Here is a 13,082-nt window from a genome sequence, read left to right on the forward strand (position 1 = left end):
TCAACGGGCGAGGGTCTCGCGGAGCAGGCGGAGAGTGCGTTTGGGTCCGGTGATCCGGATCCAGGTGGCCAGGCGCGGGCCGTGCGGGCGACCGAGCAGGGCCAGGTAGAGGACCCGGCAGGCGGCGGGCCTGCCGAGCGCGGAGACGGTGAGCAGGAGGTGCAGCCGGACGGCGAGCTCGGCGGGCGGGGAGAGTTCGATGATCTCGGCGGCGCGTTCGAGCAGCGCGGCCTCCACCGGTGTGAAAGCCCTCGGCTCCGCGACGGGCCTGCGGGCCTCGTGGAAGTTCCAGGCCCGCACCAGCGTCTCGTGCTCGATCCCGTCGCCGGAGTACCGCCGCGCGAACTCCACCGCCGCCGCGAAGTCCACCGGTGCGCAGGCGTCCAGCACCCGGCACAGCTTGCCGAAGCCCGGCCCGCAGATCCGGGCCGTCGCACCGATCCGGTGCAGCCGGACCCTGGCGCCCGCGCCCCGCTCGGGATCGGCCGCACGACGGGCCTCCTGCCGGACCGCGTCGTTGAGCCGGGACGTCAGCGCGGGGCCGAACCGCTTGGGGCGGCGCGGTTTCCGGTAGAGCAGCAGGCGCAAGGCCTCCTTGCTGAGGTAGTCCTGGGCCTCGGTCAGGGAGAAGCCGTTGCCGCGCGACTTGGAGATCTTGTGCCCGCGCTCGTCGGTGAACAGGCCGTAGCCGAAGAGCACCGGCGGTTCCCGGCGCAGCCGGTGGAAGATCCGCCGTACCACCTGCGCGGAGGCGGCCAGGTCCTCGCCGTGCATCTCGTAGGCCACGCCGCCGGCCAGCAGCCGCATCGCCCAGTCGGCCTTCCACTGGAGCTTGCAGGCCCCGCCCAGCGCGGACACCGTGACCGGTTCGCCGATCGGCTCGCCCGCGTAGTACTCGTGCGGCTCGATCCCGTAGTCCAGGCCCGGCCGCTGGATGATCACATCGGCGGGGATCTCGTAGGTGAGGGTGCCCGCCACCGGGTCCACGTCCAGCACCCTGGTGTGTTCGATGACCCGGCCGGTGCTCGCGGACACCGGCATCAGGATGCTGTACGAGCCACGGCGCACCGGGCCCACCGAGGCGCCAACCAGCTCGTTGAACCCGGCCAGGTCGGCCAGCAACGAACGGATCGTGTCATCGTACTTACCAGATGCGTACGCGGCCGAGCTGCACACCAGTTCGTAGTCCAGCTCGAAGGCGTCCAGCACCCGCCGCAAGCGGGCGTTGATCCCCGTGGAAAGGCTTTCATGCTGCTCAAAAGGGTCGGGCACCCGATGCAGTGGCATACCCAGGTGTTGTGCCAGCATCGCACGGTTCGGAAAACCGTCCGGGACTTTTCGCAGGGCGTCCATATCGTCGGAAACCAGCACCAGCCTGGTCGGGCGGCCGGTAGTCTCGGCGAACGCGGTCCGGACGAATCCGGTGCGCATGACCTCGCACAACGTGCCGATGTGAGGTAACCCGGACGGGCCGAACCCGGCGCCGAAAAGCACCTCTCCGGTGGTTTCCCCGCGTTTGTCCAGCAACGCGCTGACTTTGGCTGACTCGGCGACACACCAGTCTCGTGGCGGCATCGGACCTGCTCCCCGGAAATTACGCGATGGGGTGATGGGATGTGTCAAAATCTACGCAGCTTTTCCGCGCGCTGTCCATGGCGTCCCACTAACGGGGTAAGCCGCCGGTTGCTGGTCAGGAAACCGGGAAGGTAAAGAACTGGTATAAGAAATCCACCCGACATGCCACGGTGATCCGGGCGAAATGGATCGCAACAGCGCGAATCGGACACCGTAAACGGCGAAAAGCTGTGAAGATCGCGTAAGGAGCCAGAATTGCTTTAGTCGGCGGCTGTGAAACGTCTCACCGCGGCTTGCGGTGCAGCAGCCCGGTGGCGGCCAGCAGCAGCCCCAGCACCACGAACCAGGCGGTCTGCAGCGGGTCAGCGCCGATCGGGCCGAACGCGTCGTAACCCGCCTGCGCGAAGGCCAGCGCCGCCCCGGTCCACACCACGGTCAGCAGCAGCGGCCGGGGGAAGCTCGCGCCCCACGGCTGGGTCAGCGCCAGCGCGATCACCCCGCCGGCCGGGATCAGCAGGCTGGCCGCCAGCTGGAGCAGCCACAGCGTCGGCGAGTCACCGGCGGGCAGCAGGGTCAGGCCCCAGCCGTGCTCGGGCGAGCCGGTCAGGAACACCACCACCGCGAAGCCAAGCGCCCACACGCAGGCCGCGTAACCGAGCCAGCGGGTGCCGCGGGCCGAGCGCTGGGACGTGGGCATGATGGCGTGACCTCCGGTTCACAGTGTGCCTCCAGGGTGCCCCAGCCCCCATCCCGGGGCATCCCGCCGGCGGCCGAGCGAACTCCCCCGCACGGGGGAACGCCGCGCTTCCCCGGAGTGAGCCCCGGCGGCCGCCGGACGTGTCAGGATCGTCCGCGTGCCCGGTCTCCTCGGCAAGCTGCTCACGCCAGTGACGAGCAGGTCCACCCTGTTGCGGTGGATCTACCTCGTGCTGGGCGGGGCGCTGCTGACCCCCTACTTCATCGCGGGCACCGCGGTGGCCGAGCTGCTGCGCGGCGAGATCCCGCCGCTGCCGCTGCCCGAGGGCTGGACCCTCGGCGCGCTGGCCACCTTCTTCGCACTGGGCACGCTGGTGCTCACCACGTTCATCCCGGCGCTGGGCGTGCTGGAGACCACCGCGGTGCGCACCCTGCTCGGCGTCCAGGTCACCGACCTCGCCGGCGGTCACCGGCAGGGCATCCGCTGGCGGGTGGCGGCCTGGCTGATCATCCATCTGATCACCGGGTTCCTGGTCAGCCTGCTCACGCTGATCATCCCGGTGTTCGTGGTCGGCGCGTTCACCCTGCCGTTCAGCCGGTACACCACGCTGTTCATCGCGCAGGCGTTCCCGATCACCGGCGGCCCCGACAAGTGGTGGGCGCCGCTGGCCGCGCTCGGCGTGACCCTGGTCGCGGTGTACCTGGTGGCCGCGATCGGCTGGCTGCTGGCCCGGCTGGCCGGGTTCTTCCTCGGCCCCACCCCGGCCGAGCGGCTGGCCGAGCTGGAGCGCAAGGCCGAGCAGCTGGCCCAGCGCAACCGGCTGGCCCGCGAGCTGCACGACTCGGTGGGGCACGCGCTCAGCGTGGTCACCATCCAGGCCGCGGCCGCCGGGCGGGTGCTGGACACCGACCGGGACTTCGCACGGGCCGCCCTCGGCGCGATCGAGGAGGCCGCCCGCAGTGCGCTGGCCGACCTGGACCACGTGCTCGGCATCCTGCGCGAGGAGTCCCGAGGCACCGCCCCGCAACCCACCCTCGCCGACCTGGACGGCCTGCTGCGCACCACCAGGCTGGCCGGGGTGGAGATCACCGCCGAACTCGGCGCCGACCTGGACCGCGTGCCCAAGGCCGTGTCCAGGGAGGCGTACCGGATCGTCCAAGAAGGACTAACCAACGCGATGCGGCACGCCGGCAAGGTCCCGGTGACCCTGCGGCTGGCCGTGCGCGCGGACCACCTGGAGCTGGAGATGACCAACCCGTTGGGGGAGCGGCCTGCCGGTCGCGGACATGGCGGCGGGCGCGGCCTGCGCGGTATCGGGGAGCGGGTGACCGTGCTGCGCGGTCAGCTCACCGCGGGCGAGTGCGAGGGCAGCTGGCGGGTCGCGGCCACCCTGCCGATGCGGGCGGCCACCTCATGACCAGCGTGCTGCTCGTCGACGACGAGGACCTGATCAGGGCCGGACTGCGCGCGATCATCAACGCCGAACCCGACCTCACCGTGGTCGGCGAGGCCGCCGACGGGGCCGAGGTGCCCGGCCTGGTGCACCGGCTGCGGCCGGACGTGGTGCTGATGGACGTGCGGATGCCCGCGGTGGACGGCATCCAGGCCACCCGGCACCTGCTGGACACGGTGGCCGAACCGCCGAAGATCCTGGTGGTGACCACCTTCGAGAACGACGAGTACGTCTACGACGCGCTGCGGGCAGGCGCCAGCGGCTTCCTGCTCAAGCGGGCCCGGCCGGAGGAGATCGTGCACGCGATCCGCATCGTGGCCGGTGGCGACACGCTGCTGTTCCCCTCGGCGATCCGGTCGCTGGCCGCCGAGCACCACAGCAAACGGGCCGAGGACACCCTGGCCAGGGCGCAGCTCACCGAGCGCGAGGAGGCGGTGCTGCGGCTGATGGCCACCGGGCTGTCCAACGCCGAGATCGCGGAGAAGCTGTTCGTGGGCTTGCAGACGGTGAAGACGCACGTGGGCAACGTGCTGGCGAAACTGCAGGCCAGGGACCGCACGCAGGCGGTCATCGCGGCCTATGAGTCCGGCTTCATCACCCCGCGATAACGTGGAGGACGTGGTGTGGCACAGGTTCGTCGCCGTGGGCGACAGCGTGACCGAGGGGCTCGGGGATCCGGACGCCGACGGCGGTTTCCGGGGCTGGGCGGACCGGCTGGCCGAGGCGATCGCGGCGCGGCAGGGCGGGGTGCAGTACGCGAACCTCGCGGTGCGCGGGCTGACCACCCGGCGCGTGCTGGAAACCCAGCTGGCCCCGGCCCAGGAACTGGCACCGGACCTGGTGACCGCGGTGGTCGGCATGAACGACGTGATCCGGCCCAGCCTCAACCCGCTGGAGCTGGCCGCGGACCTGGATGCCCTCTTCGGCGGCCTGCGCGCCACCGGCGCCACCGTGCTCACCGCGACCATCCCCGCGCCCGGCCTGTTCGCCCCGCTGCCGCCCGCCCTGCGCAGCCGGATGGACCGCCGGATCACCCGGATGAACGCGGTGATCACCGCCGCCGCCCGCAGGCACGGGCTGTTGTGCATGGACCTGGCCTCGCTGACCCCGGCCGGCATGGCGGCCTGGGCGGAGGACCGGCTGCACCCGGGGCCGGACGCGCACCAGGCGATGGCCGCGGCGGGGCTGGCGGTGCTGGACGGGGTGGCGCCCGCGCTGGAGGTCAACGTGGCCGAGCCGGTGGACGCCGACCACCTGCGCTGGCTGCGCACGTTCCTGTGGCCGTGGCTGGTGCGCCGGTTGCGCGGGCAGAGCAGCGGCGACGGCCGGGTGGCGAAGCTCCCGGCCTACCGCGCCCTGCCCGCGACCAGCTGACTCAGCCCACCGCTGGCACCGGACCTGGTGCCAGCGGTGGTGGGTCAGCCCTTGACGCAGACGACCTGGCGGAGCTTGGCCACCACCTCGACCAGGTCGGCCTGGTTGGCGATGACCTGGTCGATGTCCTTGTACGCGGCCGGGATCTCGTCCACCACCCCGGTGTCCTTGCGGCACTCCACGCCCGCGGTCTGCGCCGCCAGGTCCTCCGCGGTGAACCGCTTGCGCGCCTGGTTCCTGGACATCCGCCTGCCCGCGCCGTGGCTGGCCGAGCAGAAGGAGTCCGGGTTGCCCAGGCCGCGGACGATGTAGGAGCCGGTGCCCATCGAGCCGGGGATGATGCCCAGGTCGCCCTGGCCCGCGCGGATCGCGCCCTTGCGGGTGACCAACAGTTCCTCGCCGAAGTGGGTCTCCTCGGCGACGTAGTTGTGGTGGCAGGAGATCGGCTCCTCGAACCGCGCCTGGGGGAACTGCTTGCGCAGCACCTCGCAGGCCAGCCGCATCATCACCGACCGGTTGCGGCGCGCGTAGTCCTGCGCCCAGTACAGGTCGTGCCGGTAGGCAGCCATCTGCGGGGTCTGCGCGATGAACACGGCCAGGTCGGGGTCGGGCAGCGCGGCGTTGTGCGCCAAGCCGCGGGCGACCTCGATGTGGTACTGCGCCAACAGGTTCCCGATGCCCCGGGAGCCCGAGTGCAGCATCAGCCAGACCTGGTCGTCCTCATCGAGGCAGACCTCCAGGAAGTGGTTGCCGCCGCCCAGGGTGCCCATCTGCAGCAGGGCGCGCCGGGTCTCGGCCTTCACCGCCGTGCTGAGGTCGTCGAAGCTCGCCCAGAACCGGTCCCAGTCCTTGGCGTCCTTGTCCCCGAAGGCGACATCCTTGTGCATGCCGAAACCGACCGGCACCGCCTTCTCGATCCCGGACCGCAGGCGGCGCAGGTCATCCGGCAAGTCGTTGGCGCGCAAGGAGGTGCGGACCGCGGTCATGCCGCAGCCGATGTCCACGCCGACCGCGGCCGGGGACACCGCGCCCTGCATCGCGATCACCGAGCCGACCGTGGCGCCCTTGCCGTAGTGGACGTCGGGCATCACGGCGACGTGCTTGTACACCCAGGGCAGCGCGGCGATGTTCTGCAACTGACGCATGGCCTGGTCCTCGACCTCGGCGGCCTTGGTCCACAGCCGGATGTCGACGTGCCTGCCAGGGATCACGTCTCCCTGGAACGACTTCTGTGCCATGCGTTAGAGGCTAGGGGCGGTCGCGGGAATCCGCTCGTGAATAAGTGAAAGGCCCGGATCGCGCGGGGTCGGGGTCACCGCGCGAACCGGGCCTGGCTCAGTGTCTCAGCCGGTGCCGAGCACGCCGTCCCTGCGGCGCGGGATGCCCAGCGGGTTGGCGTCCTGGAGCTCCTGCGGCAGCAGCGCGTCCGGCCAGGACTGGAAGGTCACCGGTGCGATCCAGCGGCGGATCGCGGTGGCGCCCACCGAGGTGTGCAGCGCGGAGGTGGTGGCGGGCCACGGGCCGCCGTGGTGCTGGGCCCAGCTCACCGCGACGCCGGTCGGCCAGGCGTTGAACACCAGCCGGCCCGCGATGCGGCGCAGCACGGCAGACAGCGCGCCTGCCGCGTCGTGGTCGCTTTCCGCCGCGTGCACGGTCGCGGTCAGCGTGCCCGCCAGCTTGGCCAGCACCGGTGCCAGCTCGGCCGGGTCGGTGTAGGTGACCACGATGCCGGCCGGGCCGAAGCACTCCTCGGCCAGCTTCTCCTGGTTGGCGGCGAAGTTAGCCACCGTGGTGCGGTACAGCCGCGGCGCGACCGTCCAGCCGCCCTCGGGCGCCTCGCCGACCGCGACCAGCTCGACCTCCTCCGCCGAGGACAGTCCGTCCACAATGGACTCATACGAGTCGCGCATGCGGGCGGTCAGCATCGCGCCGCCGCCGGTCCCGCCGACCGCCTTGCCGAGAGCGTCCACAATGGACTCCGGCGCGAACACCAGGCCCGGGTTGGTGCAGAACTGGCCGACGCCCATGGTGAGCGAGGCGGCGAAGCCGGTGGCCAGCTCCTCGGCCTGCTCGGCGGCCGCGCCGGGCAGGATCACCGTCGGGTTGACGCTGCCCAGCTCGCCGTAGAACGGGATCGGGTCCGGCCTGCCGACCGCGAGGTCGAACAGCGCCCGCCCGCCACCGGTGGACCCGGTGAAGCCGACCGCCTTGATCTCCGGGTGCTTGACCAGCAGCGAACCGGCAGGCGTGCTGTAGACGATGTTGAACACCCCGGCGGGCAACCCGGCCGCGGCGATCGTCTCGATCAGCACCTCGGCGGTGGCCACCGAGGTGTTGGGGTGCGCGGAGTGCGCCTTCACCAGCACCGGGCAGCCCGCGGCCAGCGCGGAGGCGGTGTCGCCACCGGCCACCGAGAAGGCGAACGGGAAGTTGCTGGCGGAGAACACCGCGACCGGGCCCAGCGGCTGCAGCATCCGGCGCAGGTTGGGCCGCGGCGGGATGATGTCCGGGTTGGGCGAGTCGATGGTGGCCTCGGTGTAGCTGCCCTCGCGCAGCACCTCGCCGAAGAGGCGGAGCTGGTTGGTGGTGCGCTTGAGCTCCACGGTCAGCCGGGGCACACCGAGCGCGGTCTCGGTGTCCGCGATCTCGATCAGCCGCTCACTGCGCGCGTCCAGCGCGTCCGCGATCTGCTCCAGCACCTCGGCGCGGCGCTGACCGGAAAGTCCGGCGAAGACCGGGAACGCCTCGGCCGCGGCCTTGGCCAGCCGGTCGACCTCGGCCTCCGGGGTGGCCGGGACCGGCTCGCCGTAGGTGGCCCCGGTCCTCGGGTTGTAGCCCTGCACGCCCTGGACGGTCACCGTCCGGCCTCCTTCTTCGCGGTGTCGTAGTCGGCGGAGCACCAGATGCCGCCGACCAGGTTGTGCGGCGGCGCGGTCACATCCGGCTCGCCGTGCTCGGCGATCAGCTCCGCCGCGTAGGTCTCCGAGTCGTCCTGGGAGACGTAGCCGATCGCCTTGGCCTCCTCCAGGGAGAACCAGCGGCGGGTGTTGTCCGAGACGCCCCACAGCACCCGGAAGCCGGGGTCCGGAGTGGACAGACACGCCTCGAAAAGCCTTGCCCCGTCGGCGGGGGAGAGCCAGGTGGAGAGCATGCGCAGGTCCTTCGGCCGCTCGAAGCAGGAGCCGATGCGCACGCACAGCACGTCGATTCCGTAGCGGTCGGCGTAGTGGCTGGCGATCGCCTCACCGGCCACCTTGCTCACGCCGTAGTTGGTGTCCGGGCGCGGGAACGCGTCCCCGGCCACCTCGCCGTCGGCCCTCGGCACGTAGCCGACCGCGTGGTTGGAGCTGGCGAAGACCACCCTCGGCACGCCCTGCCGCCTGGCCGCCTCGAACACGGTGTAGGTGCCGTTGATGTTGACGTCCAGGATGTCCGCCCACGGCCGCTCCAGGCTGTGCCCGCCGAGGTGGATCACCGCGGACACCCCGGCGCAGGCCGCCTCCATCGCCGCCAGGTCGGTCACCGAGGCCGTCACCAGCTCGACCGCCTCGCCATCGCCCGCTGGTGGCTGCTCGGCGATGTCCAGCAAGCGCAGGATGCGGCCTTCGCGGGCCAGGCGTGGCCGCATCAGCGTGCCAACGCCACCGGCCGCGCCGGTGATCAGAATGCGTTCGGTCACTCCGAAGCCCTTCGTACGTCCTGAAATTGACTGTCCTGAGTGGACTGTGCGCCGGTGGCGGCCGGGTTCACAGCGGGGTGAGGCCGGGCTGGCGGAGCAGCTCGGTGAGCGTGCGGGCCGCGCCGAGCAGCGCGTCCACGATCTGCTTCTCGTGCTCGGGGGTGAGCCGGGCGACCGGCACCGAGCAGCTCATCGCGTCGGTGACCGGGTTGCGGTAGGGCAGCGCGACCGCGAAACAGCCCAGGCCAGGGGTGTTCTCCTCGCGCTCGTAGGAGTAGCCGACCCGGCGGAAGTCCTCCAGCTGGGCCAGCAGCGCGTCCCGGTCGGTGATGGTGTTCGCGGTCAGCGGGGTGATCGACTCCGGCACCAGCACCGCGGCGTCGGCGGCCGGGCGGGCCGAGAGCAGCGCCTTGCCCAGTGCGGTGCTGTGCGCGGGCAGGCGGCGGCCGACGCGGGAGACCACGCGCAGGTGGTGCTCGGACTCGCGGCTGGCCAGGTACACCACGTCATCGCCCTCCAGCCGGGCGAGGTGGACGGTCTCGTTGATCTCCTGCCGGACCTGCTCCATCACCCGGATCGCGGTGCGCACCACGGGATCGTGGTCCAGGTAGGAGGTGCCGACCAGCAGCGCGCGCACGCCGATGCCGTAGGTGCCCCGGTCCGGTTCGACCTCGACCCAGCCGCGGTTGACCAGGGTCTGCAGCAGCATGTACAGGCTGGACTTCGGGTAGTTCAGCTCCCGGTGCAGCTCGGTGAGCGTCAGCCTGCGGTCGAAGGAGGCCAGGACCTCCAGCAGCTCCACCGTGCGGTCGGCGGACTTGACCGCCGCCGGGCGGGTGGGGGCAACCGCGGCGTCCTTGACGGCTTCCGTCATCTCGGCCTCCAGGTCCGATCGGGTTCTCCCGTGCCGCCCTCTTGACAGGCGCACGGCTTGATTTTTACAGTCCGGCATCAAGGTTCACAAGTACGACTCAGATTCACATATCTGAACGGATCTGTCCAGTGGGCAGTTCGGGTGAACCCACCGCCGAAGTCGAATGGAGCCGGGCATGCAGCGTCGCACCGCCAGAACACGCGTCGCGTTCGCCGCCGGCGCGATGGCCGTCGGGCTGGTGCTCTCCGCCTGCTCGGGCGGCGCGCCGCAGGGCGATCCGAACGCGCCGATCGAGGTGTGGACGCGCAGCCAGGACGACACCAAGAAGGTCTACGAGAAGATCTTCAAGGCGTTCACCGAGAAGACCGGCATCCCGGTCAACTACAACCCGCCGCCCTACAACGACTTCGACAAGCGGGTGCAGGAGCGGGCCCAGGCCAAGGACCTGCCGGACCTGGTGATCACCGACACCGGATCGCTTGGCCCGTACCGCAAGCAGGGTTTCCTGGTCGAGGTCGACCGCAACGCCTTCGCCGGTCAGGCCGACCTGGTCGAACGGGCCTGGAACAACGGCAAGACCGCCGACGGCAAGTACTTCGGTGTCCCGTTCTCCACCCAGGCCCAGGTGCTGCTGGTGCGCAAGGACTGGCGGGAGAAGCTGGGCAAGCCGGTCCCGAAGACCTGGGACGAGCTGGCCGCGCTGGCCGGCGACTTCACCACCAAGGACCCCGACGGCAACGGCGACGCCAAGGACACCTTCGGCATCGTCGCGCCCGGCTCCACCGACCGCGGCTACCTGGCCTGGTGGGCGGCCAACTACATCTGGCAGGCCGGCGGCGACATCCTCAGCGAGTCCGGTGGCGAGTACAAGGTCGCGGTGAACTCCGCGCAGACCGTGCAGGCGGTGAACTGGCTCAAGGGCCTGTTCTGCGACAGCAAGGTCACCCTGCCCAACGCGCTGACCATGGTCACCAACGACGCGCACAACTACTTCGAGCAGGGCAAGGCAGGCATCTACCTGACCGGGCCGTACATGTTCACCCGCTTCGACAAGTCGCCGGGCAAGGACAAGTACGAGGTCATCCCGTCCCCGGCCGGACCCAGCGGCTCCACCGTGCTGGGCGAGGGCGAGGTCATCTACCAGATGGCCGGTTCGGTGAAGACCGCCGAGCAGAAGAAGCTGGCCGAGTTCCTGGTCTCCCCGGAGGCGCAGCAGCTGGGCATGAAGCCGGACGCCGGCCAGCGCCCGGTGGTGCGGCTGTCGGTGAACAAGAACGTGGACATCAACGCCGTGTACCAGGACCCGCGCTGGACCACCGTGGCCAAGGTCTACGCCGACAGTGCCCGGCCGTTCCCGAACGTGCCCAACTTCCAGCCCTTCCGGCAGCAGACCGCGGAGACGCTGAACAGCCTGTTCGCCAAGTGCGGCAACGATGTCGCCGGTGAGCTGAACAAGCTCGCGGGCAACCTGGACAAGGAACTGAAGTCGCAGAAGGCGGCTCAGTGACCATCACAGACGTGGGTTCGGCGGCTAGTGGCGGCGGTGCCGTCGAGTCCCACACCGCGAGGCGGCGCCCTCCTCGGCGCCGCCTCGCGGTCACCATCGTCCCGTGGCTGTTCCTGCTGCCCGCGCTGCTGCTGTTCCTGGTCTTCAAGTACATCCCGATGGCCGAGGGCATCCGGCTCAGCCTGTTCGAGGTGCGCCCGTTCCTCGGTGACCTGTGGGTGGGCCTGGACAACTACGCCAGGGTGCTCAGCGACGAGCGTTTCCACAACGCGCTGAACAACACGCTGATCCTGGCCGTCGGGCAGACCGCGGGCGCGATGCTGATCGGCTTCGGCCTGGCCCTGCTGCTGGAGGGCACCGCGCGCTCGCTGTGGTTCGTGCGCTCGGCGGTGTTCCTGCCGGTGGTCGCGGCCACCGCGGTGGTCGGTGAGATCTGGCGGCTGCTGTACTACCCGGCCGAGGGCGGCTTCCTCAACTCGCTGCTGTCCTGGGTGGGCCTCGGCCCGTCGACCTTCCTGGACCACCCGGACACCTCGCTGTGGTCGGTGATGGCGGTGGGCATCTGGAAGGGCGCGCCCTATGACATGGTGATTATGCTGGCCGGACTGGCCGGGATCGACCGCCAGCTTTACGAGTCCGCCGCGATCGACGGCTGCACCACCTGGCAGCGCATCCGCTACATCACGCTGCCCGCGCTGCGCCCGGCGATCACGATTTTGCTTACCCTGGCCTCGATCCGCGGCCTGCGCGTGTTCACCGAGGTCTACGTGCTCACCGGCGGCGGTCCCGCCGGTTCCACCGACGTCTGGATGACCAGGGTGTTCTCCCTCGGCTTCGAGACCAGCGAGCTGGGCGTGGCCTCGGCCGGTTCGGTGGTGTTGTTCCTGGTGACCCTGCTGCTCACCTTGTTCGTGCAGCTGCTGCGCCGGCGTCGGGAGGCGTGATGACCACCACCGAGCTCCGTCCGGCCACACCGTCCACTTCGGACTCAACAGCGTCAGCGCGCAAGCCGATCGGGGTGGCCCAGCGCTGCGAGACCGCGCTCGGCTGGGCGGGCCTGCGCGCCTCGCCCGGCGGCGGGGTAGGCCGGATCCTGTTGTGCGTGGCGGTGTTCCTGGTCTTCTGCGGGCCGCTGATCACGGTGATCTCCGGCGCGTTCGACTTCAGCCCGGACCCGACCAAGCTGTCCCTGCTGCCCAACCGCCCCTCGCTGGTGAACTTCGACGTGGCCACCGAGAAGGGCATCTGGGGCTACCTGCTCAACTCGCTGATCATCGCCGGTGGCGGGCTGCTGCTCCAGGTGAGCGTCAGCGTGTTCGCCGCGTACGCGCTGGCGCGCAAGAAGTTCCGCGGCCAGGCGATCGTGATGCTGGCCATCCTGACCACCATGATGCTGCCGGAGGAGGTCATCGCGATCCCGCTGTCGATGGTGATCGGCGACCTCCCGCTGCTCAACCTCAGCCTCAAGGGCACTCTGCTCGGCGTGATCCTGCCGTTGGGCGCCTGGGGTTTCTCCATCTTCGTGATGACCGAGTTCATGCGGGAGATCCCGCTGGAGCTGGAGGAGGCCGCCCGCGTCGACGGCGCGGGCGAGCTCCGGATCTTCGCTCAGATCGTGGTGCCGCTGTGCCGCCCCGCCCTCGGCGTGGTCGCGGTGTTCGGCTTCACCATGATCTGGGACCAGTACCTGCTGCCGTTGATCGTGGCCACCGATCCCGGCGACTACACGCTCACCGTCGCACTGGCCACCCTGCGCTCCGACGACATGGTCGGGCCTGGCGTGGTGCTGGCCGGTGCGCTGCTCGCCCTGGTGCCGAGCCTGATCGTGTACCTGTCATTGCAGAAATCGTTCCTGCGCGGCATCACCAGTGGTGCTGTGAAGGGATAGGAGATCCTGTATGGGTTTCCGCCATCGCCGGTCTC

Annotated in this window: 12 protein-coding genes; 6 read left to right on the forward strand and 6 right to left on the reverse strand. The window is 70.4% G+C overall.

Annotated features, from left to right (window positions below; genetic code table 11):
* Together ACWDY5_RS27975 and ACWDY5_RS27980 are read right to left on the reverse strand one after the other, a co-directional pair.
* Positions 1-1,575, reverse strand: a complete 1,575-nt coding sequence (locus tag ACWDY5_RS27975) for a hypothetical protein (RefSeq protein ID WP_449725137.1) — start codon at positions 1,573-1,575, stop codon at positions 1-3.
* Positions 1,576-1,858: 283 nt separating this feature from the next.
* Entirely contained in the window at positions 1,859-2,272 is a 414-nt protein-coding gene (locus ACWDY5_RS27980; protein ID WP_449725138.1) for a hypothetical protein, read from the reverse strand.
* Between the two features lie 157 nt (positions 2,273-2,429).
* On the opposite strand from ACWDY5_RS27980, the gene ACWDY5_RS27985 reads away from it, so the two are divergent.
* From ACWDY5_RS27985 to ACWDY5_RS27995, 3 genes are read left to right on the forward strand one after another with little or no spacing between them, the layout of a single operon-like run.
* Positions 2,430-3,689, forward strand: coding sequence for a sensor histidine kinase (locus tag ACWDY5_RS27985; protein ID WP_449725139.1), 1,260 nt, complete (start codon positions 2,430-2,432; stop codon positions 3,687-3,689).
* Positions 3,686-4,333, forward strand: coding sequence for a response regulator (locus ACWDY5_RS27990; RefSeq protein ID WP_449725140.1), 648 nt, complete (start codon positions 3,686-3,688; stop codon positions 4,331-4,333). The genes ACWDY5_RS27985 and ACWDY5_RS27990 overlap by 4 nt, the downstream gene beginning before the upstream one ends.
* 10 nt (positions 4,334-4,343) lie before the next feature.
* Complete coding sequence (locus tag ACWDY5_RS27995) at positions 4,344-5,099, forward strand: SGNH/GDSL hydrolase family protein (RefSeq protein ID WP_449725141.1); 756 nt, start codon at positions 4,344-4,346, stop codon at positions 5,097-5,099.
* 44 nt (positions 5,100-5,143) lie between these two features.
* Here the strand turns inward: ACWDY5_RS27995 and ACWDY5_RS28000 are convergent, their stop codons facing one another.
* From ACWDY5_RS28000 to ACWDY5_RS28015, 4 genes are all read right to left on the reverse strand, one after another.
* Positions 5,144-6,337 carry an RtcB family protein gene (locus ACWDY5_RS28000; RefSeq protein WP_449725142.1) on the reverse strand — a complete coding sequence of 398 codons (1,194 nt, stop codon included), beginning with the start codon at positions 6,335-6,337 and terminating at the stop codon, positions 5,144-5,146.
* A gap of 105 nt (positions 6,338-6,442) precedes the next feature.
* On the reverse strand, positions 6,443-7,957 hold the full coding sequence (locus ACWDY5_RS28005) for an aldehyde dehydrogenase (NADP(+)) (RefSeq protein WP_449725143.1): 1,515 nt from the start codon (positions 7,955-7,957) through the stop codon (positions 6,443-6,445).
* Positions 7,954-8,778, reverse strand: a complete 825-nt coding sequence (locus ACWDY5_RS28010) for an NAD-dependent epimerase/dehydratase family protein (RefSeq protein ID WP_449725144.1) — start codon at positions 8,776-8,778, stop codon at positions 7,954-7,956. Before ACWDY5_RS28010 ends, ACWDY5_RS28005 begins: the two co-directional genes overlap by 4 nt.
* Before the next feature lie 67 nt (positions 8,779-8,845).
* Entirely contained in the window at positions 8,846-9,652 is an 807-nt protein-coding gene (locus ACWDY5_RS28015; protein ID WP_449725145.1) for an IclR family transcriptional regulator, read from the reverse strand.
* A gap of 175 nt (positions 9,653-9,827) precedes the next feature.
* Between ACWDY5_RS28015 and ACWDY5_RS28020 the strand changes: the two genes are divergently transcribed.
* The 3 genes from ACWDY5_RS28020 to ACWDY5_RS28030 are packed head-to-tail and all read left to right on the forward strand — an operon-like array spanning position 9,828 to position 13,047.
* On the forward strand, positions 9,828-11,159 hold the full coding sequence (locus ACWDY5_RS28020) for an ABC transporter substrate-binding protein (protein ID WP_449725146.1): 1,332 nt from the start codon (positions 9,828-9,830) through the stop codon (positions 11,157-11,159).
* Entirely contained in the window at positions 11,156-12,103 is a 948-nt protein-coding gene (locus tag ACWDY5_RS28025) for a carbohydrate ABC transporter permease (protein ID WP_449725147.1), read from the forward strand. The genes ACWDY5_RS28020 and ACWDY5_RS28025 overlap by 4 nt, the downstream gene beginning before the upstream one ends.
* Entirely contained in the window at positions 12,103-13,047 is a 945-nt protein-coding gene (locus ACWDY5_RS28030) for a carbohydrate ABC transporter permease (RefSeq protein ID WP_449725148.1), read from the forward strand. Before ACWDY5_RS28025 ends, ACWDY5_RS28030 begins: the two co-directional genes overlap by 1 nt.
* The last annotated feature ends 35 nt before the right edge of the window (positions 13,048-13,082 follow it).

The organism is Crossiella sp. NPDC003009 (assembly GCF_053591555.1).

Excerpts from the sequence above, each read along its gene's own strand:
- ACWDY5_RS28020 (WP_449725146.1), top strand. The coding sequence starts at position 9,828 with ATGCAGCGTCGCACCGCCAGAACACGCGTCGCGTTCGCCGCCGGCGCG.
- ACWDY5_RS27975 (WP_449725137.1), bottom strand. The coding sequence starts at position 1,575 with ATGCCGCCACGAGACTGGTGTGTCGCCGAGTCAGCCAAAGTCAGCGCG.
- ACWDY5_RS28000 (WP_449725142.1), bottom strand. The coding sequence starts at position 6,337 with ATGGCACAGAAGTCGTTCCAGGGAGACGTGATCCCTGGCAGGCACGTC.
- ACWDY5_RS28015 (WP_449725145.1), bottom strand. The coding sequence starts at position 9,652 with ATGACGGAAGCCGTCAAGGACGCCGCGGTTGCCCCCACCCGCCCGGCG.
- ACWDY5_RS27980 (WP_449725138.1), bottom strand. The coding sequence starts at position 2,272 with ATGCCCACGTCCCAGCGCTCGGCCCGCGGCACCCGCTGGCTCGGTTAC.
- ACWDY5_RS28030 (WP_449725148.1), top strand. The coding sequence starts at position 12,103 with ATGACCACCACCGAGCTCCGTCCGGCCACACCGTCCACTTCGGACTCA.
- ACWDY5_RS27990 (WP_449725140.1), top strand. The coding sequence starts at position 3,686 with ATGACCAGCGTGCTGCTCGTCGACGACGAGGACCTGATCAGGGCCGGA.